The organism is Nonomuraea sp. PA05, from assembly GCF_008086045.1.
Classification (GTDB): Bacteria; Actinomycetota; Actinomycetes; order Streptosporangiales; family Streptosporangiaceae; genus Nonomuraea; species Nonomuraea monospora.
Map to the genome: position 1 here is coordinate 141,954 of NZ_VSEY01000014.1, position 23,803 is coordinate 165,756.

Annotated in this window: 21 protein-coding genes; 19 read left to right on the top strand and 2 right to left on the bottom strand. The window is 70.8% G+C overall.

Features of this window, described 5'->3' with window-relative positions; all coding sequences use genetic code 11:
- Nucleotides 1–3: 3 nt before the first annotated feature.
- The 19 genes from FXF51_RS22915 (at nucleotide 4) to FXF51_RS23005 (ending at nucleotide 21,317) form a co-directional block, all read left to right on the top strand.
- Nucleotides 4–546, top strand: a complete 543-nt coding sequence (locus FXF51_RS22915) for a hypothetical protein (RefSeq protein WP_148436574.1) — start codon at nucleotides 4–6, stop codon at nucleotides 544–546.
- Between the two features lie 62 nt (nucleotides 547–608).
- Entirely contained in the window at nucleotides 609–1,625 is a 1,017-nt protein-coding gene (locus FXF51_RS22920; RefSeq protein ID WP_262379766.1) for a DUF3048 domain-containing protein, read from the top strand.
- A gap of 105 nt (nucleotides 1,626–1,730) precedes the next feature.
- Nucleotides 1,731–2,645, top strand: a complete 915-nt coding sequence (pdxS, locus tag FXF51_RS22925; protein WP_148436737.1) for a pyridoxal 5'-phosphate synthase lyase subunit PdxS — start codon at nucleotides 1,731–1,733, stop codon at nucleotides 2,643–2,645.
- Between the two features lie 228 nt (nucleotides 2,646–2,873).
- Nucleotides 2,874–4,556 carry an alkaline phosphatase D family protein gene (locus tag FXF51_RS22930; protein ID WP_148436575.1) on the top strand — a complete coding sequence of 561 codons (1,683 nt, stop codon included), beginning with the start codon at nucleotides 2,874–2,876 and terminating at the stop codon, nucleotides 4,554–4,556.
- Between the two features lie 104 nt (nucleotides 4,557–4,660).
- On the top strand, nucleotides 4,661–5,095 hold the full coding sequence (locus FXF51_RS22935) for a MarR family winged helix-turn-helix transcriptional regulator (RefSeq protein WP_148436576.1): 435 nt from the start codon (nucleotides 4,661–4,663) through the stop codon (nucleotides 5,093–5,095).
- 58 nt (nucleotides 5,096–5,153) lie between these two features.
- On the top strand, nucleotides 5,154–6,329 hold the full coding sequence (locus FXF51_RS22940; RefSeq protein ID WP_262379767.1) for an MFS transporter: 1,176 nt from the start codon (nucleotides 5,154–5,156) through the stop codon (nucleotides 6,327–6,329).
- Nucleotides 6,330–6,343: 14 nt separating this feature from the next.
- Entirely contained in the window at nucleotides 6,344–7,183 is an 840-nt protein-coding gene (locus FXF51_RS22945) for an endonuclease/exonuclease/phosphatase family protein (RefSeq protein WP_148436578.1), read from the top strand.
- Nucleotides 7,184–7,210: 27 nt separating this feature from the next.
- Nucleotides 7,211–7,825 carry a pyridoxal 5'-phosphate synthase glutaminase subunit PdxT gene (gene pdxT / locus FXF51_RS22950; RefSeq protein WP_148436579.1) on the top strand — a complete coding sequence of 205 codons (615 nt, stop codon included), beginning with the start codon at nucleotides 7,211–7,213 and terminating at the stop codon, nucleotides 7,823–7,825.
- Nucleotides 7,826–7,828: 3 nt separating this feature from the next.
- The gene (locus FXF51_RS22955; RefSeq protein WP_148436580.1) at nucleotides 7,829–8,581 is read left to right on the top strand and encodes a YebC/PmpR family DNA-binding transcriptional regulator; all 753 of its coding nucleotides are present in this window, start codon (nucleotides 7,829–7,831) and stop codon (nucleotides 8,579–8,581) included.
- Nucleotides 8,582–8,810: 229 nt separating this feature from the next.
- On the top strand, nucleotides 8,811–10,463 hold the full coding sequence (locus FXF51_RS22960; protein ID WP_148436581.1) for a carbohydrate ABC transporter permease: 1,653 nt from the start codon (nucleotides 8,811–8,813) through the stop codon (nucleotides 10,461–10,463).
- 11 nt (nucleotides 10,464–10,474) lie between these two features.
- A complete protein-coding gene (eis, locus tag FXF51_RS22965) occupies nucleotides 10,475–11,617 on the top strand; it encodes an enhanced intracellular survival protein Eis (RefSeq protein WP_262379768.1) in 1,143 nt (380 codons plus the stop codon).
- Nucleotides 11,618–11,698: 81 nt separating this feature from the next.
- The gene (gene ruvC, locus FXF51_RS22970; protein ID WP_148436582.1) at nucleotides 11,699–12,232 is read left to right on the top strand and encodes a crossover junction endodeoxyribonuclease RuvC; all 534 of its coding nucleotides are present in this window, start codon (nucleotides 11,699–11,701) and stop codon (nucleotides 12,230–12,232) included.
- 220 nt (nucleotides 12,233–12,452) lie between these two features.
- Nucleotides 12,453–13,073: a Holliday junction branch migration protein RuvA gene (ruvA, locus tag FXF51_RS22975; protein ID WP_148436583.1), complete on the top strand. Its 621-nt coding sequence runs from the start codon at nucleotides 12,453–12,455 to the stop codon at nucleotides 13,071–13,073.
- 300 nt (nucleotides 13,074–13,373) lie between these two features.
- Nucleotides 13,374–14,408 carry a Holliday junction branch migration DNA helicase RuvB gene (gene ruvB / locus FXF51_RS22980; protein ID WP_148436584.1) on the top strand — a complete coding sequence of 345 codons (1,035 nt, stop codon included), beginning with the start codon at nucleotides 13,374–13,376 and terminating at the stop codon, nucleotides 14,406–14,408.
- A gap of 211 nt (nucleotides 14,409–14,619) precedes the next feature.
- Nucleotides 14,620–15,012: a preprotein translocase subunit YajC gene (gene yajC / locus FXF51_RS22985; RefSeq protein ID WP_148436585.1), complete on the top strand. Its 393-nt coding sequence runs from the start codon at nucleotides 14,620–14,622 to the stop codon at nucleotides 15,010–15,012.
- 92 nt (nucleotides 15,013–15,104) lie between these two features.
- On the top strand, nucleotides 15,105–17,003 hold the full coding sequence (secD, locus tag FXF51_RS22990; protein ID WP_148436586.1) for a protein translocase subunit SecD: 1,899 nt from the start codon (nucleotides 15,105–15,107) through the stop codon (nucleotides 17,001–17,003).
- Nucleotide 17,004: 1 nt separating this feature from the next.
- Nucleotides 17,005–18,003 (top strand): protein translocase subunit SecF, encoded by a 999-nt coding sequence (secF, locus tag FXF51_RS22995; RefSeq protein ID WP_148436587.1) that lies wholly within the window; start codon nucleotides 17,005–17,007, stop codon nucleotides 18,001–18,003.
- 388 nt (nucleotides 18,004–18,391) lie between these two features.
- Entirely contained in the window at nucleotides 18,392–18,910 is a 519-nt protein-coding gene (locus FXF51_RS23000; RefSeq protein WP_148436588.1) for an adenine phosphoribosyltransferase, read from the top strand.
- A gap of 214 nt (nucleotides 18,911–19,124) precedes the next feature.
- Entirely contained in the window at nucleotides 19,125–21,317 is a 2,193-nt protein-coding gene (locus FXF51_RS23005; RefSeq protein ID WP_148436589.1) for a RelA/SpoT family protein, read from the top strand.
- 84 nt (nucleotides 21,318–21,401) lie between these two features.
- Here FXF51_RS23005 and FXF51_RS62735 read toward each other — a convergent pair whose 3' ends face one another.
- Together FXF51_RS62735 and FXF51_RS23015 are read right to left on the bottom strand one after the other, a co-directional pair.
- Nucleotides 21,402–22,493 carry a cupin domain-containing protein gene (locus FXF51_RS62735; RefSeq protein ID WP_262379769.1) on the bottom strand — a complete coding sequence of 364 codons (1,092 nt, stop codon included), beginning with the start codon at nucleotides 22,491–22,493 and terminating at the stop codon, nucleotides 21,402–21,404.
- Between the two features lie 69 nt (nucleotides 22,494–22,562).
- Nucleotides 22,563–23,792, bottom strand: coding sequence for a DUF349 domain-containing protein (locus tag FXF51_RS23015; protein ID WP_148436590.1), 1,230 nt, complete (start codon nucleotides 23,790–23,792; stop codon nucleotides 22,563–22,565).
- Between the last annotated feature and the right edge of the window lie 11 nt (nucleotides 23,793–23,803).

Consider the following 23,803-nt stretch of genomic DNA (forward strand, 5'->3'; position numbering starts at 1 on the left):
CCTGTGACATCCACGATGATCGTGCTGATCGTGGGCATCGTCGTGGTGCTCACGGCCGTCTACATCTCCTGGCGGGCGGGCCGGCTCGACCGCCTGCACATCAGGCTGGAGCTGGCCCAGGAGTCGCTGGACGCCTCGCTGATGGGCCGCCGCGCGGTCGTGCTGGAGCTGGCCGGGTCGCGCCTGCTCGACCCCGCCACGTCCCTGGTGCTGGCCGCGGCGGCCCACGAGGCCAGGTCGGCGGGGCCGGAGGAGCGCGAGCACGCCGAGAGCGACCTGTCGCGCACGTTGCGGGCGGTGGTGGACCAGGACCGGTTCAGGGAGAAGCTGTCGGAGTCGCCGGGAGGCCGCGAGCTGCTGGAGGAGCTCGACGCCGCCGTGGCCAAGGTGGTCTACTCGCGCCGCTTCTACAACAACGCGGTGGGGGTCACGCGCGCGGCTCAGGACCGCTGGCTCGCCAGGACGTTGCGCCTGGCCGGGCACACCGAATACCCACAATTCTTCGAGATTGATGACAATCCGCCCGCAGCTATGGCAACTGAATGACCTGATTTGGGGAAGCCAGTAAGCTTCATCCCGTTTTCGGGCTGAAGCGAGGAGAGTTACACGTGCGGCTACCCCGGATGATCACGGTCTACCTGGCCGGAGCGGCCGTGCTGCTGCCCGTGGCGGCCTGTTCCCCGGACGACCCGGCGGCCGGACAGGCCCCCGCGCCGTCCGCCACGGCGGCGCCCAGCGAGGAGCCGGAAGAGGTCAACGCCCATCCGTTCACCGGCAAGCCGTACGAGACGCTCAAGCCCGTACTGGCCGTGAAGATCGAGAACACCGCGGCGGGCAAGCCGCAGCTCGGGCTCAAGAGCGCGGACATCGTCTACATCGAGCAGGTCGAGGCGGGCCTGACCCGGCTCATGGCGATCTTCTCCTCCAAGCTGCCGGCCAAGGTGGGCCCGGTGCGCAGCGCGCGCATCTCCGACCTGCACATCGCCCCGCAGTTCGGCAAGCCGGCCTTCTCCTACTCCGGCGCGCAGACCAAGATGCTGCCGTTCATCGCCGAGGCCTCCCTGTGGGACGTCGGCGACACCCGCAACCCCGGCGCCTACTTCCGCCAGCCCGGCCGCTTCGCCCCCTACAACCTGTTCGCCAACACCAAGCAGCTCCTGGCCAAGGCGCCCAAGGCGAGCAAGGCCAAGGACGTCGGCTTCACCTTCGGCGACGCCCCGGCCGAGGGCGGCGTGGACAAGAAGTCGTACACCGTCAGGTGGCCCGCGGCCCGCTTCACCTTCGCCTGGTCGCAGGACAAGGAGCAGTGGCTGATCTGGCAGGACGGCAAGAAGGACATGGCGGCGGAGGGCGGCCAGCTCGGCGCGCCGACGATCGTCATCCAGTACACCAAGACCGAGCGCTCGGAGTTCCACGACAAGAACGACAGCTACACGCCGCTCGTGCACACCACGGGCAAGGGTTCCGCGATCGTGCTGCGTGACGGTAAAGCTTTCAAAGCGCGGTGGGAACGGGAATCGGAGGAGAGCGGCACGACGTTCACCACTGAGAGCGGCGAGCCGATGAACTTCGCCCCCGGCCAGGTCTGGGTCGCCCTCGCCAGCCGCAAGCCTGTCATTCCGTAGAAGTCGGAGCGCGAATCCTGACATCTTGGCATGTCGGGGGAGGGGTCCTCCAGGACCTACGATGGGCTTGAAAAACTTACCGAATCGCCGTGAGAGCCCGTGAGGATGACCGTGTCGACCAGCACGCCAGAAAGCACCCCCGTCACCGGAACCGCGCGCGTCAAGCGCGGCATGGCCGAGATGCTCAAGGGCGGCGTCATCATGGACGTCGTCACCCCCGAGCAGGCCAAGATCGCTGAGGATGCCGGCGCGGTGGCCGTCATGGCCCTGGAGCGCGTGCCCGCCGACATCCGCGCCCAGGGCGGCGTGTCCAGGATGAGCGACCCCGACATGATCGACGGCATCATCTCCGCCGTCTCGATCCCCGTCATGGCCAAGGCCCGCATCGGTCACTTCGTCGAGGCCAGGGTGCTGCAGGCGCTCGGCGTCGACTACGTCGACGAGTCCGAGGTGCTCACCCCGGCCGACTACGCCAACCACATCGACAAGTGGCAGTTCACCGTGCCGTTCGTGTGCGGGGCCACCAACCTCGGCGAGGCCATGCGCCGCATCACCGAGGGCGCGGCCATGATCCGCTCCAAGGGCGAGGCCGGCACCGGCGACGTCTCCAACGCCGTCACCCACATGCGCACGATCCGCGCCGAGATCAAGCGGCTCACCTCGCTGCCCGAGGACGAGCTGTACGTCGCCGCCAAGGAGCTGCAGGCCCCGTACGAGCTGGTCGTCGAGGTCGCCAAGACCGGCAAGCTGCCGGTCGTGCTGTTCACCGCGGGCGGCATCGCCACCCCGGCCGACGCCGCGATGATGATGCAGCTCGGCGCCGAGGGCGTGTTCGTGGGCTCGGGCATCTTCAAGTCGGGCGACCCGGCCAAGCGCGCCGCGGCCATCGTCAAGGCCACGACGTTCTACGACGACCCCGACGTCATCGCCAAGGTCTCGCGCGGCCTGGGCGAGGCGATGGTCGGCATCAACGTCGACGAGATCCCGCAGCCGCACCGGCTGGCGGAGCGCGGCTGGTAGTCAGCGCGTCGTTGCAGGTCACAGCGGTGGCAGCGTGAGACGATCACTTCCGGCAGGCCGACGGCGGCCTGCCGGGGGCGCCACCGCGCGACGGTGAAAATTGCCAAGTAAGGCGGCATCCGCGAAGGATGTCGCCTTTTTGGTGTTGTGTGGCGTTCACCACGTAGTCATGATCCTCAGTAAAGCTACGGGTCAACCCTCGTCCCCAGATCGTCCCGGGAGCCACACGTGTCCAAGCTGAACCGCAGGCATTTCCTCGTCACAGGGTTAGCCGCAGGCGCGGCCGCGGCGATCCCCGCGGGTGCCGCGCACGCCGACCCCGACCCGTCCGCCGAGACGGCCCAGACCCTGGGCTCGCGCGGCCTGACCACCGATCCGTTCACGCTCGGCGTCGCCTGCGGCGACCCCGACAGCGAGGGCTTCGTCATCTGGACCAGGCTCGCCCAGCAGCCGATGGCCGAGGACGGCTTCGGCGGCATGCCCCAGCGGCCCTTCCCCGTGCAGTGGCAGATCTACGCCGACGAGCGGGCCCGCCGCGTCGTCCGCACCGGCGTGTCCGTCGCCGCCCCCGAATGGGGCCACAGCGTGCACGTCGAGGTGAAGGGGCTGAGCTCCGACCGCGAGTACTGGTACCGCTTCCGCGTCGGCCCGTACGTCTCGCCGCTCGGCCGCGCCCGCACCGCCCCGCACCCACTCTCCTACGGCGGCGGCCTGGCCATGGCCTTCGTCTCCTGCGCCCAGTACGAGCACGGCTACTTCACCTCCTACCGCCGCCTGGCCGAGGAGCACCCGGACCTCGTCCTGCACCTCGGCGACTACCAGTACGAGTACACGAAGAACACCTACACGATCCCCGGCGGCAACGTCCGCCACCACGAGGGCCCCGAGACCGAGACGCTGGCCGGCTACCGCCAGCGGCACGCCCAGTACAAGGCCGACCCCGACCTCCAGGCCGCGCACGCCGCCGCGCCCTGGCTGGTCGTCTGGGACGACCACGAGCTCGACAACAACTGGGCCGACGAGGTGCCGGAGAAGCCCGAGATCCCCCAGCCGAACTTCCTGACCAGGCGCGAGGCCGCCTTCCGCGCCTACTACGAGAACATGCCGCTGCGCCGCACCTCGATCCCGCGCGGCATCGACATGCAGCTCTACCGGCGCATCCGGTGGGGCCGGATGGCCACCTTCCACATGCTCGACACCCGCCAGTACCGCGACGACCAGGGCTGCGGCGACGGCTACAAGGACTGCCCCGCCTCCGTGGACCCGGCCCGCTCGATCACCGGCGCCGAGCAGGAGGAGTGGCTGCTGCACGGCTTCCGCCACTCCCGCGCGCAGTGGGACATCCTCGGCCAGCAGGTCTTCTTCGCCCAGCGCGACAACAACGCGGGCCCCCTCAAGGTCACCTCCCAGGACTCCTGGGACGGCTACGTCGCCTCCCGGCAGCGGATCACGCAGGGCTGGATCGACGCGCAGGTGCGCAACCCCGTCGTGCTGACCGGCGACGTGCACGCCCACTGGGCCAGCGACCTCAAGCTCGACTACGACGACCCCACCGGGCCGACCGTGGGCTCCGAGCTGGTGGCCACGTCGATCTCGACCGGCGGGAACGGCGCCGACTCCGACCCGGCCCAGCACCCGTTCCTGGCCATCAACCCGCACCTGAAGTTCTACAACAACCAGCGCGGCTACGTCCTGACGAGGATCGAGCGGGACCAGATGTCCGCCGACTTCAAGGTCGTGCCGACGGTGCAGACGCCGGGCTCCGAGGTGTACACGCGGGCCACGTACGTCATCGAGGACCGGGTGCCCGGCGTGCAGCAGACGTACCTGCGGCCGCTCGACCCGACGATGCGCAGCGCGGCGGGGATGACCGTGGAGGACACGGTCCGCCTGGAGACCGAGCGCCCGTAACCCTCCCCCCACCTGGACCAGCGTGGGCACGCCGAACCTCCTGGGCGTGCCCACGCTTCTTTTGTGCCCGGAATATTAGCCAGGCTAAGTTAGTTGGGCTAAGCATGAGGGACGATCCCACCCGCCTGGCCGAGCAGGTCTCCACCGTGCTCCGGCACCTGGTCCTCCTGCTCAGGCGCACCGTCGCCGGCCAGCCCGTGACCAGCCAGCAGTACGGCGTGCTCGGCTCGCTCGAAGCCGGCCCCCGCCGGATGACGGAGCTGGCCGAGGAGCACGCCGTACAGCTCCCCACCATGACCGTGCAGATCAACCGCCTGGAGGACGCCGGCCTGGTGGCCCGCGGCTCCGACCCCGCGGACGCCCGCGTCAGGACGGTCGAGCTCACGGCGGAGGGCCGCGACCGGCTCGGAGCCGTCCGCAGGGCCAGGATCGCCCGCCTCACCACGGAACTGGCCGCGCTCACGGAGGACGAGCGCGCCACCCTCGCGGCAGCCCTGCCCGTCCTGGCCAAGCTCGGACGCGCCCAGGAACGCCCTTAGGAGAAGGAGCACCATGCAAACCGGCGTGCAAACCGGCGGCGGAATCCTTCGCCAGCCCATGTCCGTCTGGGCCACCGCGTTCGCCGCGGTCGTGGCCTTCATGGGCATCGGGCTCGTCGACCCCATCCTGCCTTCCATCGCCCAAGGACTGAACGCCACCCCCAGCCAGGTCTCACTGCTGTTCACCAGCTACTTCCTGGTCACCGCCGTGGCCATGTTGATCACCGGCTGGGTCTCCAGCCGCATCGGCGGCAAACGCACGCTGCTCGTCGGGCTGGTGCTGGTCGTCGTGTTCGCGGCGCTGGCCGGCACCTCCACCAGCGTCGCCGAGCTCGTCGGCTTCCGCGCCGGCTGGGGCCTGGGCAACGCGCTGTTCGTGGCCACCGCGCTGGCCGTCATCGTCGGAGCCGCCAGCGGCGGCGCGGAATCGGCCATCATCCTGTACGAGGCCGCGCTCGGCCTCGGCATCTCGCTGGGCCCCCTCGTCGGCGCCCTGCTCGGCGACTGGAACTGGCGGGCCCCGTTCTTCGGCACCGCCACGCTCATGGCGGCCGGCTTCGTGCTGATCGTCACGATGCTCCGCGCCACCCCCAGACCGGCCCAGAAGACCCGGCTGAGCGCCCCCATCAGGGCGCTGGCGCACGGCGGCCTGTCCACGACCGCCTTCACCGCGCTGTTCTACAACTTCGCATTCTTCACCGTGCTGGCGTTCACGCCGTTCATCCTGGGCATGACCGCCTACGGCATCGGCGCCGTCTTCTTCGGCTGGGGCGTCTGCGTGGCGCTGTCGTCGGTCTTCGCCGCGCCGCCGCTGCAGCGCAGGATCGGCTCGGTGAACGTGCTGCACCTGGCGCTGGCCCTGCTGGCCGTCTGCCAGATCGGCATCGCGCTGTCCGGCCACGCGGGCGTCATCGTGTTCACCATCCTGTCCGGCATCCCCATCGGCCTCAACAACACCGTCTTCACCGAGTCGGCCATGGAGGTCTCCGACGCGCCCAGGCCGGTCGCGTCGGCGGGCTACAACTTCGTGCGCTGGATGGGCGGCGCGCTGGCCCCGTTCATCGCCACGAAGCTGGGCGAGGAGATCGGGATCGCGGTGCCGTACGTGGTGGGCGCGCTCTGCTGCGTCATCGGCATGGCCATCCTGTACACCAGGCGGCACCACCTGCGTGCCCTGTCCCGCGTGGACGCCGACCACAAGGTTCACGACGCCGAGACCGTGCCCGCCACGTGATTGGATGTCCCACCATGGTGGGACACATCATCCTGCTCCTGTCCGCTCTCCTTCCCGTCCAGCAGGCGAACCTGGCCGTGATGACCTGGAACGTCTGCACCGGGACCAACGCGAACTGCCGCCTCTACCGGGCGACCGCCGTCGAGCTCGCCGGGCACGTCGGCGGGCAGGCGCTCGCGCGCCGGTCAGAAGTGATCTTCCTCCAGGAGTTCTGCACCGGCGCGACGGGCGCGCTGGAGCTGTGGCTCGAACAACGCACCGGGCGGTCCTGGACGGTCGGCTCCTGGGGCCTGACCAACCAGGACGGCACCCCGTACGCCTGCCATCCCGACCTGCTCGGCCGCCCGCGCGGCGCGCAGAGCATCGCGGTCGCGGTGGCGGGCGACGCGGCCGTCGAGGTCCACCCGCTGCCCGCCCCGCCCTGGTACGTCAAACGAGCCGCCATCTGCGCGGACCTGCCCGCCAGGAAGGTCCGCGCCTGCGGCGCCCACCTGTCCGCGGGCACCGCCTACGACGACCGCCAGCCGGGCGCCCCGTACCGCACCAGGCAGCTCCGGCGGCTGCTGGAGATCTCCGCCAAGCCCGGGTACCGCAGCGTCGTCGGCGGCGACCTCAACGTCTCGCCGCCCGACAGCGGCTACGGCAGCGCCGCCGGACGCCGGGCCGTCGCCCCCTTCTACCGCGCCTACCAGGAATGCGACCAGCGGGGGGCGCGGCGTACCGGCGGCTGGACCAGGGAAGGCAAGAAGCTCGACTACCTCTTCGCCCCCAAGGGCAGCGTGCGGCGCTGCCACGTGGCCCGCGAGGTCACTCTGTCGGACCACAAGCCCGCACACATCGAGGTGACCCTCTAGGAAGACTCCAGGCCATCCTGGTGTTGAATGTTCGGAACCCGTACACGGACGAAAGGATCGACTGTGCCCTCGATCGGTGTGCTCGCCCTCCAGGGGGACGTGCGCGAGCATCTGCGCATGCTCCAGGAGGCAGGCGCCACGGCCACCGCCGTGCGCCGTCCCGCCGAGCTGGACGCGGTCGACGCCCTGGTCATCCCCGGCGGCGAGTCGACCACGATGTGGAAGCTGGCCGAGACCTTCGACATGCTGGAGCCGCTGCGCCTGCGCGTCAAGGAGGGCATGCCCGCCTACGGCTCCTGCGCCGGCATGATCATGCTGGCCGACCGTATCGAGGACGGCATCGCCGGGCAGCAGACCATCGGCGGCATCGACATGGTGGTCAGGCGCAACGCCTTCGGCCGTCAGGTCGACTCCTTCGAGTCCGACCTCGACTTCGCCGGGGAGCAGGTACACGCGATCTTCATCCGGGCTCCCTGGGTCGAATCCCTCGGCGCGGACGTCGAAGTGCTGGGCAGGTGCGAGCCTGGGGATAGGATCGTCGCGGTCCGTCAAGGGCCGTTGCTCGCTACGTCGTTCCATCCCGAGCTCACCGGGGACGTACGCGTGCACCGTTACTTCGTAGACATGGTGAGGGAGCTCTAGGTAATGTCCGGCCACTCCAAATGGGCGACGACGAAGCACAAGAAGGCCGCGCTCGACGCCAAGCGCGGCAAGCTGTTCGCCAAGCTCATCAAGAACATCGAAGTGGCGGCACGGACCGGTGGCCCTGACCCGGACGCCAACCCCACCCTCTTCGACGCCATCTTCAAGGCGAAGAAGAACTCCGTGCCCAACGACAACATCGAGCGGGCGCGCAAGCGGGGCGGTGGCCTGGAGGCGGGCGGCGCCGACTGGCAGACGATCATGTACGAGGGGTACGCGCCCGGCGGCGTCGCCGTGCTCATCGAGTGCCTCACCGACAACCGCAACCGTGCCGCCTCCGAGGTGCGCGTCGCGCTGACCCGCAACGGCGGCTCGCTGGCCGACCCCGGGTCCGTCTCGTACATGTTCAACCGCAAGGGCGTCGTGATCGTGCCCAAGGCCGACGGGCTCGACGAGGACACCGTGCTGATGGCCGTGCTCGACGCGGGCGCCGAAGAGGTCAACGACCTCGGCGACACGTTCGAGGTCGTCTCCGAGGCCGGTGACCTGGTGCCGGTGCGCAAGGCGCTGCAGGACGCCGGGATCGACTACGACTCCGCCGAGTCGGGCTTCCTGCCGACGATGAGCGTGCCGCTCGACGAGGAGGGCGCCAAGAAGGTGTTCCGCCTCATCGACGCGCTGGAGGACAGCGACGACGTGCAGAACGTCTTCGCCAACTTCGACGTCTCGGACGAGGTGCTGGCGGCGCTCGACTAGCGCACGGACGCTTTTCGCAAGGGCCTGGCGCACGCCGGGCCCTCCGTCATGCCCGCGTCATGCCCGCTGCCCGCCGCATTCGGTGCATATCAGGCCGTATGGCGATCTTCCCTGCCCAACGCGTTTCATCGCGTGCGAGAGGGCGCAGGGCAGCGTAGGGTCTGGCGACGTGACTTCCCCCACCCCTCCTCAGACGTATGTGTCATCCGCTCTCGGCTGGCTTCTGGCCGTGCCTGCGCTGCTCGGCACCCTCATCACCCTGGTGCTGCCGACCGCCCAGACGATCTGGCTCAGCTTCCAGAGCGGCGGCGTGCTGCGGGAGAGCACCTACGTGGGGCTGGCCAACTACGGCGAGCTGCTGGGCGAGGCCGCCTTCTGGCGGGCGCTGGGCTTCACCTTCTCGCTGACCGTGATCCCGCTGCTGGTGGCCGTCGTGGTGGGGCCGCTGCTGGCGCTGGCGCTCGACAGGGCGGGCACCTGGACCCGCCGCGCCGGGCGGATCGTGCTCTCGCTGGCGATCGTCGCCTTCTCGCCGGTGGCGGTCGCGGGGGCGTGGCTGCGCGGCTCGATCGGGCAGGCGTCCGGGCTGGTCAGCCTGGCGGAGGGGCTGCGCGAGCCCGCGACCGCGCCGGGCACGCTGCGGCTGATCGTCGCGGCGGCCACGTTCGGGCTGGTGTGCGCGCTGGCCGTGATCGCGTTCCTGCCCGCGCTGCGCGGCGGCACCCCCGGCCCCGCGACACTGGTCGTCGGCGTGCTCGTCGGCCTCGCCGTGGTCGCCGTGGGGCTCCAGACGTTCTCGATCGGGCTGGTGCTCACGCGAGGCGGCCCTCAGCGGGCCACAGAGACGCTCGCGGGGCTGCAGTTCGACTACGCCTTCCGGCTGGCCGAGTTCGGGCCTGGGGCGTCCGTGGCGGCCCTCACGGGGGTGATTCTCGGCGTGCTGGGGATCGTCGCCACGGTCGTCGCGGCGGCCACCCGGCTCAGTATCACGCTGACCCCGCACACCCCTGCCCCGCACACCCCGGGCGCGCACACCCCTGCCCCGCACACCCCGGGCGCGCACACCCCGGGCGCGCACACCCCGGGCCCGCACACCCCGGCCCCGGACAGCCTTTCTTCGGGCACCAGGGCCCCGGCCGCCGGGCTGACCGCGGTGGGCGTCGCCGCGCTCGTGCTCGTCACCGCGGTCGGCATCGTCCTCACCTGGCCCTGGATGGACGGCGTCCTCGCCTCGCCCGCCACCCCGGCCGGCACCGTCACCGCCCAGGTGAACACCTGGGCGCCCGCCATCGCGGGCGCGATCGTCTCGGTGGGCGTGGCCTACCTGGCGGCCCTCGGCATCGGCGGCCTGCGCCCGCTGGGCAGGGCCAGCGAGTGGCTGCTGCTGCTCTTCGCCCCCTGGCTGTTCGTCGGCCCCGGCCCGCTCTCCGTCGCCAACTGGCAGAACGTCCACAACCTCGGCCTCATCGACACCTTCCCCGCGCTCCTCCAGCCCCTCCTGGTGAGCGTCCCCGCGCTGCTGGTGCTCACGCTCCTGTGCAAGGGCCTGGCCGAGCGGGCGCGCCCCGGCGACTTCTTCGGCGGCGTGCTGCTGCCGTCCCTGCCCATGGCGGGCGTCCTGACCGGCGCCGCCGCCCTCCTGAACGCCCACGACCTGCTCTGGCCGATGCTGGTCGTGCAGAAGCAGGACCTGTTCACCACCCCGCTGGCCCAGGCGAACCAGCTCACCGGCTTCGCCGTGACCTCGCCCGACGTGGCCGCCGCCACGCCGCTGGTCGTCGTCGCCGTCGCGCTGGCCGCGCTGGTGGCCGCCCAGCTCCTGTACCTGGACCGGCTCGCCATCCGGACAAACGGCTCGCACCTTCGCACACCGGGTGCGTAGGGTGGCCGCTTGTGGAGATACGCGACCTGACTGCCGAAGACCTCGACGACGTCCTTGACCTGCGTAAGCGCTCGTTCGGCCCGCTGTCGGCCGACGACAGGGAGAAGTGGCGCAAGGCCGTGCTCCCGGCGCTGGGGGAGGGCCGCTACCTGGGGGCGTTCGACGGCACCCGGCTGGCCGCCGCGGCGCGGCTGCGCCGGTTCACGCAGTGGTGGCACGGCAGGCCGCAGCCCATGGCGGGCGTCGCGGGCGTCACGGTCAACCCGGAGGACCGCGGGCGCGGCGTCGGCAGCGCCATCATGCGCGCGGTCATCGGCCGCGCGGCCGAGCTCGGCGACGCCGTCTCCGCGCTCTACCCGGCCACCACGGCGATCTACCGCGGGGTCGGCTTCGAGCACGCCGGAGCCCAGTACAACGTGCGCCTGCCGGCCGAGTCGCTGCGCGGGATCCGGCCGTCCGGGCAGGTCAAGCTGCGCAGGATGGGGCCGGGCGACGGCGCCGAGCTGATGGCGGTGCTGCACCGCGTGCACGGGGCCGCCCGGTCGAGCGGGCCGATCTCGTGGGACGAGGACACCTGGAACCTGTGGCTGGCCAACGAGGACGACTTCCTCTACCTGGCCGACGACGGCTACGTCGTCTACCGGTGGAGCGGCGACGACGTGGAGGTCGAGAACCTCGTCGCCGCCTCCTCCGACACCCTGCGGGCCCTGTGGTCCATGGTCGGCAGCGCCTCCACGATCGCGCGCGAGGTCGTCGCCTCCGTGGCGCCGGACGACCCGGTGCTGTGGCTGCTGCGCGAGCGGACGAAGGAGCAGGTGCAGCAGGTGCGCTGGATGTTCCGGGTGCTGGACGTGGGCGCGGCCGTGGAACGCAGGGGCTTTCCTTCGAACGCGTCCTGTGAGGCCGTCGTCACCGTCGACGACCCGATCAGGGGCGGCGGCACGTGGCGGCTGTCCGTTTCCGAAGGATCCGGCGCTGCCACGCCTTGCGGGGAGCCCGGCGTCAAGCTCTCAGTGAACGGCTTCTCCGCCCTGTACGCCGGCGTTCCCACCCGAACCCTCCGCCTCGCCGGCCTCATGTCCGGACATGAACGATACGACGGCGCACTCGACGCCGCCTTCGCCGCCAAGCCCTACATGCTCGACTACTTCTGATCCCCGCTTCCGCTGCACACCCCTCCCAGCCGGGGTAAAGTCTCATGCCGAACAGATGTTCGGCGACGGGATGGTGGGCCGGTGCGGGTGATGGGCGTCGATCCGGGGCTGACCCGGTGCGGCCTCGGTGCTGTCGAGGGGCGCCCAGGCGCGCCACTGAGCCTGGTGGCCGTCGGGGTGGTGCGCACGGGGGCCGACGAGGAGCTCGGCGCCCGGCTCGTCGGCATCGAAGCCGGCATCGAAAGCTGGCTCGACGAGGTCCGGCCCGACGCGGTTGCGGTGGAGCGCGTCTTCAGCCAGCACAACGTACGCACCGTCATGGGCACGGCCCAGGCCGCGGGCATCGCGGTGCTGTGCGCGGCCCGGCGCGGCCTTCCGGTGGCCCTGCACACGCCGTCGGAGGTCAAGGCCGCCATCACCGGCAGCGGCACGGCCGACAAGAAGCAGATCGGCGCCATGGTCACCCGGCTGCTGCGCCTGTCCGAGATGCCCAAGCCCGCCGACGCCGCCGACGCCCTGGCGCTGGCCATCTGCCACGTGTGGCGCGGCGGCGCCCAGCATCGCCTTGCCGAAGCCCTGGCCCGCGCCACCAGCCGAAGGAACCCGGCCCGATGACGGCGCGGCCCGCCGTGCGTGGCGCGAGTGGGCTCTTCGGCACCGGATGCGCTATGACAGGAAGCCGGAACGTGGTGCGCTCCTCGGCAGTAGGCCGGGGCACGGCACGATCTTCGATGGGACGCCGGACCGCGATGCGGCCAGTGGCTGGCCGCCGAATCGTGACGCGGCTTTCGGCTGGCCGCCGGGTCGTGGCGCGGCTGACGACAGGAGGACGGGTGTGATCGCTTCGGTGGCGGGCAAGGTGGCGGCGATCGCGCCCGACGGGGCCGTGATCGAGGTCGGCGGCGTGGGCATCCTCACCCACTGCACCCCCGGCACGCTCGCGACCCTCAGGATGGGCGAGCAGGCGCGCCTGGCCACCTCGCTGGTGGTGCGTGAGGAGTCACTCACCCTGTACGGCTTCGCCACCGACGACGAGCGAGCCGTGTTCGAGCTCCTGCAGACCGCCAGCGGCGTCGGCCCCAAGCTGGCCCTGGCGATGCTCGCCGTGCACACCCCCAACGCGCTCCGGGTCGCCGTGGCCAGCGCCGACGTCAAGGCGCTCACGCAGGTGCCGGGCATCGGGCAGAAGGGGGCGCAACGCATCATCCTGGAGCTGAAGGACCGGCTCGGCACGCCTGAGGAGGCCGTGGACGCCGCCCTCAACGGCCGGCGCCGGGCGGCGGCGTGGCGCGACCAGGTGCACTCGGGGCTGGTGGGGCTCGGCTATTCCGGCAAGGACGCCGACGAGGCCGTCGCCGCCGTCGAGCCGGACGCCGACGCCGAGCTCGCCGCCGGCCGCCAGCCGCAGGTGGCCGCCCTCCTGAAGGCCGCCCTCCGCTCGCTGAGCGTCCGATGACTTCCACGCCCGCCGCCCCGAAGCCCGCCGGGCGCCTGACGGCTGCCGCCCTCCACGCTCGAAGGCCCGCAGAGGGGCGAACGATCCCTGCGCTCTGCGCGGAAAGGCCCGCCAAGCGGCTCTGCGCCCGTGAGCCCGCCGGGCGTCCGATGGCTTGCGCGTCCTCGGCCCAGAAGCCCGCCGGGCAGGCGAGGGCTCGCGTGCCCTCCCCCCGCGACCCGCACCCGTACAGCGCCGGGGTGAGGGCTGCGGGCGGCAGGGTGACATCTTCGGATCCCGAGACCCAGAGGAGGTGCGGGCGTGGGGCTTGAGCGGGAGGAGATCCTGTCGTCCACGGCCGACGGCGACGAGCTGCAGATCGAGGCGGCCCTGCGTCCGAAGCGCCTGAGCGAGTTCATCGGCCAGGGCCGGGTGCGCGAGCAGCTCTCGCTGGTGCTGGAGAGCGCCCTGCGCAGGCAGAGCACTCCCGACCACGTGCTCATGAGCGGCTCGCCTGGCCTCGGCAAGACCACCCTGGCCATGATCGTCGCAGCCGAGCTGAACGCCCCGCTGCGCATCACCTCAGGGCCCGCCCTGGAGCGCGCAGGCGACCTGGCGGCGATCCTTTCGACGCTGTCGGAGGGCGAGGTGCTGTTCATCGACGAGATCCACCGGATGGCCAGGCCCGCCGAGGAGATGCTGTACCTGGCGATGGAGGACTTCCGGGTCGACATCGTCGTCGGCAAGGGCCCCGGCGCCACCGCCATCCCGCTGGACATCGCCCCGTTCACGCTGGTCGGAGCCACCACGCGGGCTGGGTTGCTGCCCGCGCCGCTGCGCGACCGCTTCGGCTTCACCGCGCACATGGACTTCTACGAGAGCTCCGAGCTGGAGCAGGTGCTGCGCCGGTCGGCGAGGCTGCTCGGGGTGAGCCTGCCCGACGACGGCGCGCACGAGATCGCCAGGCGTTCGCGCGGCACGCCCCGCATCGCGAACCGGCTGCTGAGGCGGGTGCGCGACTTCGCCGACGTGCGGGCCGACGGTGTGATCAACCAGGACGTGGCGGCGGCGGCGCTCAACCTGTACGAGGTAGACGGCGAGGGGCTCGACCGGCTCGACCGGGCGGTGCTCGGCGTGCTGCTGAAGAAGTTCGGCGGCGGCCCGGTCGGGCTGTCGACGCTGGCGGTGGCCGTGGGGGAGGAGCCGGAGACGGTCGAGGTGGTGGCCGAGCCGTTCCTCGTCCGGCAAGGGCTGCTGGCCAGGACGCCGCGCGGCCGGGTCGCCACGGCGGCGGCATGGGTGCATTTGGGGATGACACCGCCACCGGATGCGTTCGGAGCGTCACTTTTCGAGTGATCACAGATCGGTTGCAACCGTTTCAAAATGGGAACTTCCCCGCGCGCCGGAACGCTGCCTCGTTGCCGCGTTTCATAACAAGCGCCTACACTCCGTGGCTTGGCTGGCTGTGTAGGCTGACGGGCTGAGCGGCGCGGCCCGACGCAACGCACGGAATTTCCGGCGCGAGGCCGGTGTCAACTTCTTGTACGACAATGGAAGGTCGCCCCTTATGGACATGGGACAACTCGGAAGCATCCTGCCGCTGATTCTTCTGGTGGTGGTGTTCTACTTCCTGCTGATCCGCCCCCAGCGCAAGCGCCAGCAAGAGGCGGTCCAGATGCAGAACTCCCTGACGCCGGGCAGCCGGGTCATGACCACGACGGGCCTGTTCGCCACCGTCGTGGCGGTCGACAACGAGGACGTCGTCCTCGAGGTCGCGCCAGGGATCGAAACCCGCTGGGTCAAGGCCGCGATCGGCCGAGTCGTCACTCCTGGCGACGCCCCGGTGAGTGACGACGAGTCGGCCGCTGACCAGGTCGAACTCGACGAAGAGGGCAAGAAGGAGTCCGAGGCCACCGTAGAGCGTGACGGCGACCAGGGCTCCAGTACCAAGCAGTCCTGACTAAGCTCTGCGACACAACCTCTATCTGAAAGAACTGACGACCAGTGGCCCGACCGACCAGCCGCCACAGCCGACCGGGGCGTACGCTCCTCGTGCTTCTGGCGCTCATCCTCGCCCTGGGCGGGACGATGTTCCTGCAGCAGGCGTACACGCCGAAGCTGGGACTCGACCTCGCGGGCGGCACCACGGTGACTCTGACACCCGTGACCCAGAACAACGCGTCGCCGCCTGAGGAGATCCTCGACCGCGCGGTCAACATCATCCGCGACCGGGTCAACGGCACCGGAATCTCCGACGCCGAGGTCGCCAAGTCCGGCGACAACATCATCATCTCGATCCCGGGCGTCGGTCAGAACGAGGCCATCAAGCTGGTCGCGACCACCGCGGAGCTCCGCTTCCGCCAGGTGCTGGCCGTGGCGGCCACGCAGGTCCCGCAGAATCTGGCCACCAACGCGCCGACGCCGAGCGGCTCGCCCTCGGGCTCCACGAGCCCGTCGGCCGGCACCTCCACCTCTCCGACGGCCCAGCCGTCCACGCAGCCTTCCAGCTCGCAGTCGATCACGACGCCCAGCGCCTCCCCGACGGGTAAGGCGCTGTCGTCGGCTCTGACCGCCCCGACGCCCGCGGCCTCGGGTGCCGCGGACCCGTCGGCCAAGCCGGCCGAGACGCAGAAGACCGGCCAGGACGGCAAGACCCAGACCGGCCAGGACGGCAAGACCCAGACGGGCCAGGACGGCAAGCAGCAGACCGGCCAGGACGGCAAGCAGGAGCAGGGCGGCAAGAAGGGCCAGGAGGCCAAGACCTCCCCGACGGCCAAGGCCACCCCGACGGGCAAGGCCACGCCGAGCGCGCAGGCCAGCACGCCTCCCGCGCAGCAGGACCCGAACGCCGGCATCGACACCACGGGCATCGACCCGGCGGTGCTGGCCCAGTTCAACAAGCTCGACTGCTCCGACCCCGCCAACCGCGGCCAGGGCGTCCAGGACGACCCGGCCAAGCAGTACGCGGGCTGCGAGACCGACGGCAGCTACAAGTACGTCCTCGACGTCGCCAAGGTCGTCGGCACCGACATCGACACGGCCTCGGCGGGCGTGCGCCAGGGCACCACCGAGTGGGTCGTCCAGCTCGACTTCAAGAGCAAGGGCGCCGGCGAGTGGGGCAAGCTCACCACCACCGCCTACAACTCGCCCGAGCCGCGCAACATGGTCGCGGTCGTGCTCGACGGCGTGGTCATCACCGCCCCGGTCATCCAGAGCCCGATCCCCGGCGGCCGCGCAGAGATCACCGGCGGCTTCGACCAGGCCAGCGCCACCAACCTGGCCGACCAGCTCAAGTACGGCGCGCTGCCGCTGAAGTTCAACCGCAGCTCCGTCGACACGGTGTCCTCGACGCTGGGCCAGGACCAGCTCGAAGGCGGTCTGATCGCGGGCATCATCGGGCTCGGCCTGGTCGTGCTCTACTGTCTGCTCTACTACCGGGGCCTGGGCATCGTCGCGGTGCTGAGCCTCGTGGTGGCGACGATCCTGACGTACACGGCGGTGGTCGTGCTCGGCCACAACGCCGGCTTCCGGCTTTCGCTGCCGCACATCATCGGCCTGGTGGTCTCGATCGGTATCACCGCCGACTCCTTCATTGTGTATTTCGAACGTATTCGTGATGAGATGAAGGAAGGACGGCGGACGCTCCGCGCGGCCGTCGAGGTGGCCTGGGTCCGTGCCCGGCGCACGATCCTGATCGCCGACGCCGTCATGTTCATCGCCGCCATCGTGCTGTACTTCCTGGCGGTGGGCGGTGTGGCCGGGTTCGCGTTCGCGATGGGCCTGACCACGCTGATCGACATCGTGGTGGTGTTCCTGTTCACCAAGCCGTTCATCGCTCTGCTGGCGAGGATGAAGTTCTTCGCCAAGGGGCACCCGCTGTCGGGTCTCGACGCCGAGCGCATGAGCGAGACGTCGTCGACCGGCCGCACGACCACTCCGCAGGAGGCCTGAGATGGGACTTGCGCGTCGCCTCTACCGCGGCGAGATCGACGTCGACTTCGTCGGCAAGTGGCGGTTGTGGTACAGCCTGTCCGGCCTGCTGCTGGTCGTCTCGCTGGCCGGTCTGCTGTTCAACGGGCTCAACCTGGGCGTGGAGTTCAAGGGCGGCACGATCTTCTCGTTCAAGGCCACCCAGACCTCCGTCCAGGAGGTGCGTCAGGCCGTCCTCGACGAGGGCGTGCACCAGGTGATCGTCCAGCAGGCCGGCACCGACGGCTGGCGGGCGACCACCGAGAGCCTGTCGGAGGACACCCGGGTCCAGGTGCAGAGCGCCATCGCCAAGGACTTCAGCGTCCCGGTCGACCAGGTCAGCATCCAGGCCATCGGCCCGTCCTGGGGCGGTGAGGTCTCGCAGAAGGCGTGGATCGGCCTCGGCGTGTTCATGCTGGCGATCATCCTGTACCTGTCGATGGCGTTCGAGCCGAAGATGGCGCTGGCCGCGATCGTCGCGCTCGTGCACGACCTCGTCATCACGGCCGGCATCTACGCCTGGTCGGGCTTCGAGGTCACGCCCGCGACGCTGCTGGGCTTCCTGACCATCCTCGGTTACTCGCTCTACGACGCGGTCGTGGTGTTCGACATGATCAAGGAGGTCACGGCCAAGCTGGGGCACACGTCCAAGCAGACGTACTCGATGGCCGCCAACAACGCGCTGAACCACACGCTGATCCGGTCGCTGAACACCTCGCTGGTCGCCATCCTGCCGGTGGCGGCGATCCTGTTCATCGGCACCACGGTGCTCGGCGCGGGCACGCTGAAGGACCTGTCGCTGTCGCTGTTCGTCGGCATGATCGTCGGTACGTACTCGTCGCTGTGCGTCGCCACGCCGCTGCTGGTGACGCTGAAGGAGCGCGAGCCGAAGTACCAGGCCATCGCCAGGCGGCTGGCCTCCACCGGAGGTGGGGGCAAGGGGTCGAAGGGCTCCAAAAGCGCGGCGGTAGCCAAGGGGTAGCCGCCCCGAGGCTCCGTACGGCGCCCTCGCCCCTCGAACGGGGCGGGGGCGCCTTCGTGTGCGCCCGAACGCCGTGCGCGCGCTTGCGGGGCGCACAAGGTCCGCGGGACGCTGTTCGCGCGTGAGGGGCCGCCCCAGGCTCGCGCGCGCGACGCTGTTCGCGGGCGCGCCGGCCGCGCCAGGCTGGCGAGGCGCTGTTCGCGGTCGCGCCGACTGCGCCAGGCTGGCGAGGCGCTGCTCGCGTACGTGTGGCAGGGGCGCGCCAAGCTTGCTCGCGTACGTGTGCGGAGCCGCACGGGCTCGCGGGGGGCGGTACGGGGTGGCGCCGGGATGCACCATCATGGAGCCCGGCAGACGGCCGGCTGGATGAAATGCGAGGGAAACACCGATGACCGAGCTGAGCGCGCTGATCCTGGACCGGATCAGGGACGTGCCCGACTACCCCAAGCCGGGCGTCATGTTCAAGGACATCACCCCGCTCCTGGCCGACCCGGTCGCGATGGCGGCCGTGGTGGACGAGCTGGCCGGGCTCCGGCAGGTGGACAAGATCGTGGGCATCGAGGCGCGGGGCTTCATCCTCGCCGCGCCGGTGGCCTACCGGGCGGCGGCCGGGTTCGTCCCGGTGCGCAAGAAGGGGAAACTGCCCGCCGCGACCCTCGAAGAGTCCTACGATCTGGAGTACGGCTCCGCGACCATCGAGGTGCACCGCGACGCGTTCGCGCCCGGTGACCGGGTGCTGGTGGTCGACGACGTGCTGGCCACGGGCGGCACCGCGAAGGCAGCGGTGGAGCTGGTGCAGCGGGCCGGGGCCGAGGTCGTCGGCATCGCCGTGCTGATGGAGCTGGCGTTCCTCAAGGGGCGTGAGCGGCTGACGGGGGTGGACGTGCACTCCCTGCTGATCGTCTGAGCCCGGCCCCCGGCGGTCCAGGTTCGCCACCTGGATACACTGGGGGATCTGGACTCGAAACGTGAGGAGCTTTACGTGGGGAGTCAGTGCGGGAGGAGTCTGAGTGCCCCGTGATGTGGTCGTGCCCGAGGTAACCGAAACCGGCGGTGCAACCGGCAGCGCCGAGGCGCCCGGCGTGCCCGCGGTGCGTCGCAGGCGGTTTGGGGGTGGGGCCATGAATCCGGTGCTGGAGCCGCTGTTCCGTACGGTCAGAGCCACCCATCCCAAGGCCGACCTGCGGCTGATCGAGCGCGCCTACGACGTGGCCGCCTACCACCACCGTGACCAGAAGCGGAAGTCGGGAGACCCGTACATCACGCATCCGCTGGCCGTGGCGACGATCCTGGCCGAGCTGGGCACCGACGACGAGACGCTGTGCGCGGCGCTGCTGCACGACACCGTCGAGGACACCGCCTACAGCCTCGACGAGCTGCGCGGCGACTTCGGCGACACGATCGGCTCCCTGGTCGACGGCGTCACCAAGCTCGACAAGGTCAAGTTCGGCGACGCCGCGCAGGCCGAGACCGTCCGCAAGATGGTCGTGGCGATGTCGCGCGACATCCGCGTGCTGATCATCAAGCTGGCCGACCGCCTGCACAACATGCGCACCATGCGGTACCTGCCGGAGCACAAGCGGCACCAGAAGTCGCGCGAGACGCTGGAGATCTTCGCTCCGCTGGCGCACCGCCTGGGCATGAACACGATCAAGTGGGAGCTGGAGGACCTCGCGTTCGCCATGCTCTACCCCAAGCGGTACGACGAGATCGCCCGCATGGTGTCGGAGCGGGCACCGCGCAGGGACCTGTTCCTCCAGGAGGTCATCGAGAAGGTCCACGGCGACCTGCGCGAGGCGAAGATCCGCGCGGTGGTGAAGGGCCGGCCGAAGCACTACTACTCGGTCTACCAGAAGATGATCGCCAGGGACGTCGCCTTCGACGACATCTACGACCTCGTGGGCATCCGCGTGCTGGTCGACAGCGTGCGCGACTGCTATGCGGCCCTCGGCACGATCCACGCCAGGTGGAACCCGGTGCCGGGCCGGTTCAAGGACTACATCGCGATGCCCAAGTTCAACATGTACCAGTCGCTGCACACGACGGTGATCGGTCCCGAGGGCAAGCCGGTGGAGCTGCAGATCCGCACCCACGCGATGCACCACAGGGCCGAGTACGGCGTGGCCGCGCACTGGAAGTACAAGGAGGAGGTCGGCGCGCCCGGCCCCACGGGCAAGGTGAAGCCGGGCAGCGACATGGCCTGGCTGCGCCAGCTCCTCGACTGGCAGAAGGAGACCTCCGACCCGGGCGAGTTCCTGGAGTCGCTGCGCTTCGACCTGTCGGTCTCCGAGGTCTACGTGTTCACGCCGAAGGGCCAGGTCATCGCCCTGCCCGAGAGCGCCACGCCGGTCGACTTCGCCTACGCGGTGCACACGGAGGTGGGCCACCGCTGTATCGGGGCCCGCGTCAACGGCCGCTTGGTGCCCCTGGAGTCGCGGCTCGGCAACGGCGACACGGTGGAGATCTTCACCTCCAAGTCGCCGGACGCCGGGCCGTCGCGCGACTGGCTGAAGTTCGTCAAGTCGGGCCGGGCCCGCAACAAGATCCGTCAGTGGTTCTCCAAGGAGCGCCGCGAGACCGCGATCGAGGCGGGCAAGGAGGCCATCGGCCGGGCGATGCGCAAGCAGGGCCTGCCGCTGCAGCGCCTGATGTCCGGCGAGGCGCTGCTGGCGCTGGCCCGCGACCTGCGCTATCCCGACGTGTCCGCCCTGTACGCGGCCGTCGGCGAGGGCCACATCGCGGCCCAGGCGGTCGTGCAGAAGCTGGTGGCCTCGATCGGCGGCGTCGACAGCGCCGAGGAGGACATCGCCGAGACCTCGCTGCCGACGCGGCTGCGCGGCCGTCCGCGCGGCGGTGGCGGAGCGGGCGTGGTGGTGGCCGGCGACGCCGACGTGTGGGTGCGCCTGTCGAAGTGCTGCACCCCGGTGCCGGGCGACGAGATCGTCGGCTTCGTCACCCGGGGCCACGGCGTGTCGGTGCACCGGGCCGACTGCACGAACGTGCAGTCGCTGAAGTCGCAGCCGGACCGCCTGGTGGAGGTGAGCTGGTCGCCCAGCGACGACAGCGTCTTCCTGGTGGCGATCCAGGTGGAGGCGCTCGACCGGCCGCGGCTGCTGTCGGACGTCACCCGTACGCTGTCGGACCAGCACGTCAACATCCTCAGCGCGTCGGTGACGACGTCGCGCGACCGGGTGGCGATCAGCAAGTTCACGTTCGAGATGGGCGACCCGAAGCACCTGGGGCACGTGCTCAAGGCCGTGCGCAACATCCAGGGCGTCTTCGACGTCTACCGGGTGAGCGGCGCCGGCGGCTGAAACGTTCAGCGTCCACCGGGTGAGCGGCGCGGGCGGCTGAAACGTTCAGTGTCCGCCGGTGAGCGGCGCCGACGGCTGAAACTTTCAGTGCTGGCGCAGGTCGGGCAGGTTGACGACGATGGCCTCCTGGGTGCTGCGCGCGATGACCACGACCGCCTCCTGTGACGGGTCGGGGTTCTCCTCGCGGTGAGGCACGTAAGGCGGCACGAACACGTAGTCGCCGGGGCCCGCGTCGATGCGCCGCTCCCGCCCGTCCTCCAGGAACACGAACGACGGCGCGCCGCTGACCACGTAGATGGCGGTCTCGGAGGCGCCGTGGTGGTGGTCGGACGAGCGGGTGGCGGGGGAGACGTGGGTCTGCCCCATCCACAGCCGCGACGAGCCGGTGGTGACGCCGCTGACGGCGGCCAGCCGCCGCATTCCGGTGCTTTGGGCTGTTTCGCCCGAGAGCGTCCCTGCGGGCACGTGGCGCAGCGGCTGGTGGAAGGGGTCCCCCTGGGCCCGGTAACCCTCCCAGAGGCGCCCTCCGGCCCGCTCAAGGACGTCCGTGGCCACCGCGGCCAGCCTGGCGGGGTCGTCGCGGACGGCCAGCAGCTCATCCGCCAGCTTCACATCGTAGGCGCGCAGCTCGCGCAGCAGCCACTTGCCGTTGCCCTGCCACGCCCGCCCCAGGCCCAGCGCCGTCCGCGCGGTCGCCTGGACGACCTCCCAGCCGATGAACGCCTGCTCGCCGGGGTCGGTCGCGCCCGACAGGTCGTCCAGCAGGTCGGACAGCACGTACCTGAACCGCTCGGCCTGGCCGGTGGTCAGCCCCGTGGGGCCGTCGGCGAGGCGCTCGGCCAGCTCGTTCTGCAGGTCGCTGGCCCGGCCGCCCGTCCTGTCGGTCACCACCGCGCCCTCGGCGCAGATGCGCGCCAGGACGGGGCGCCGCTGCTCGAAGCCGTCGCCGACGTAGACGGCCAGGCTGGTCTCGCTGTGCGCGAACAGCTCCACCGGCCACTCGCGCCAGCGCAGCGACTCCCTGTAAGGGGTGGCCAGGCCGTCGAGCACCACGATCACGTCGAGGCCGGAGGTGCTGGTGCGGTGCCCGGTGAGCACGCTGCCGCCGACGAAGGCGTACAGGGCGCCGGGGAACAGCTCTTCGACGAACGCGCGCGCGGCCGAGACGGGGTCCATGCCCGCCAGCCTAGATCCCGGGCCCCGTCGCGCGCCGCCCGATCGGCGACGGCGACCCGGGGGAGAGGCCTAGCTGAACTCGGTGAGCGTGCGCTCGGCCTCCGCCAGCCACGAACGGCGGGCGATCAGCGCCTCCTCGGCCTCCTTGACGTCCTTGGCGCGCCCGGCGGCCTGCGCCTTGGACAGCCGCTTCTCGAGCTGCTCGATGGAGGTGCGGAGCTGGTCCACCGCGCTCTGGGCGCGGGCCCTGGCCTCGGGGTTGGAGCGCTTCCACTCGGCGTCCTCGGCCTTGCGCACGGCCTCGTCCACCTTGCGCAGCCCGCCCTCCAGCCGGTCGCGCTGCTCGCGCGGCACGGGGCCGGCGGCCTCCCAGCGCTCCAGGATGTGCCGCAGCGCGCCCCTGGCCGTGCGCACGTCGGTGACCGGGAGGATCTTCTCGGCCTCGGCCAGCAGCTCCTCCTTGACCTCCGCGTTGGCGGCCAGCGAGGCGTCACGCTCGGCGAAGACCGCGGAACGGGCCTGGAAGAACTGGTCCTGGGCGGCTTTGAAGCGCCCCCACAGCTCGTCCTCGGCCTCGCGGGAGGCCCTGCCGGCGTTCTTCCACTGCTGCATCAGGTCGCGGTAGACGGCCGCGGTCTGGCCCCAGTCGGTCGAGTCGGCGATCGCCTCGGCCTCGGCGACGATGCGCTCCTTGGTCGCGCGGACGCCCTCGCGCTGCTCGTCCAGCCCGGCGAAGTACTGCTTGCGCCGCTTGGCGAACGCCGTGCGCGCGGCCGACAGCCGCTTCCACAGCGCGGCCTCGGTGACCCGGTCGATGCGGTCGGCGGCCTTCCACTCCTCGACGAGCTGGCGCAGCCGTTCGCCACCCGACTTCCAGTGGGTGGTCTCCTCGGCGATGCGCTCGGCCTCGCCGACGATCCGCTCCTTGACCGCCCTTGCCTCGGCCCTGGCGTGCTCGCGAGCCGCCTTGACCTCCTCGCGGCGCTGCGCGACGAGCTCGGTCAGGCCGTCCAGCCGCCGCGTCAGCGCGTCGAGGTCGCCGATGGCGTGCGCTTCGGAGACGGCCTCGCGCAGCTTGGTGATGCTCGCCTCGGCCTGCGCCGGAGCCAGATCGGTGCCCCTGACACGCTGTTCGAGCAGCTGCACCTGACCGGCCAGCTCGTCGTACTTGCGATGGAAGTAGGCCAGTGCCTCTTCGGGTTCACCGGCCTGCCAGGAGCCGACGGCCCGCTCTCCCTCAGCCGTACGCACGTAGACGGTGCCGTCGTCGTCTACCCGGCCCCACGGGTCGGTGCTCACCGTGTCCTCCC

Bases quoted from the DNA above. Each gene is read 5' to 3' on its own strand.
- pdxS (WP_148436737.1), top strand. From the start codon at position 1,731: ATGACCGTGTCGACCAGCACGCCAGAAAGCACCCCCGTCACCGGAACC.
- FXF51_RS22935 (WP_148436576.1), top strand. From the start codon at position 4,661: ATGAGGGACGATCCCACCCGCCTGGCCGAGCAGGTCTCCACCGTGCTC.
- FXF51_RS22940 (WP_262379767.1), top strand. From the start codon at position 5,154: ATGTCCGTCTGGGCCACCGCGTTCGCCGCGGTCGTGGCCTTCATGGGC.
- FXF51_RS22945 (WP_148436578.1), top strand. From the start codon at position 6,344: ATGGTGGGACACATCATCCTGCTCCTGTCCGCTCTCCTTCCCGTCCAG.
- pdxT (WP_148436579.1), top strand. From the start codon at position 7,211: ATGTTCGGAACCCGTACACGGACGAAAGGATCGACTGTGCCCTCGATC.
- FXF51_RS22955 (WP_148436580.1), top strand. From the start codon at position 7,829: ATGTCCGGCCACTCCAAATGGGCGACGACGAAGCACAAGAAGGCCGCG.
- yajC (WP_148436585.1), top strand. From the start codon at position 14,620: ATGGACATGGGACAACTCGGAAGCATCCTGCCGCTGATTCTTCTGGTG.
- secF (WP_148436587.1), top strand. From the start codon at position 17,005: ATGGGACTTGCGCGTCGCCTCTACCGCGGCGAGATCGACGTCGACTTC.
- FXF51_RS23000 (WP_148436588.1), top strand. From the start codon at position 18,392: ATGACCGAGCTGAGCGCGCTGATCCTGGACCGGATCAGGGACGTGCCC.
- FXF51_RS23005 (WP_148436589.1), top strand. From the start codon at position 19,125: ATGAATCCGGTGCTGGAGCCGCTGTTCCGTACGGTCAGAGCCACCCAT.
- FXF51_RS62735 (WP_262379769.1), bottom strand. From the start codon at position 22,493: ATGGACCCCGTCTCGGCCGCGCGCGCGTTCGTCGAAGAGCTGTTCCCC.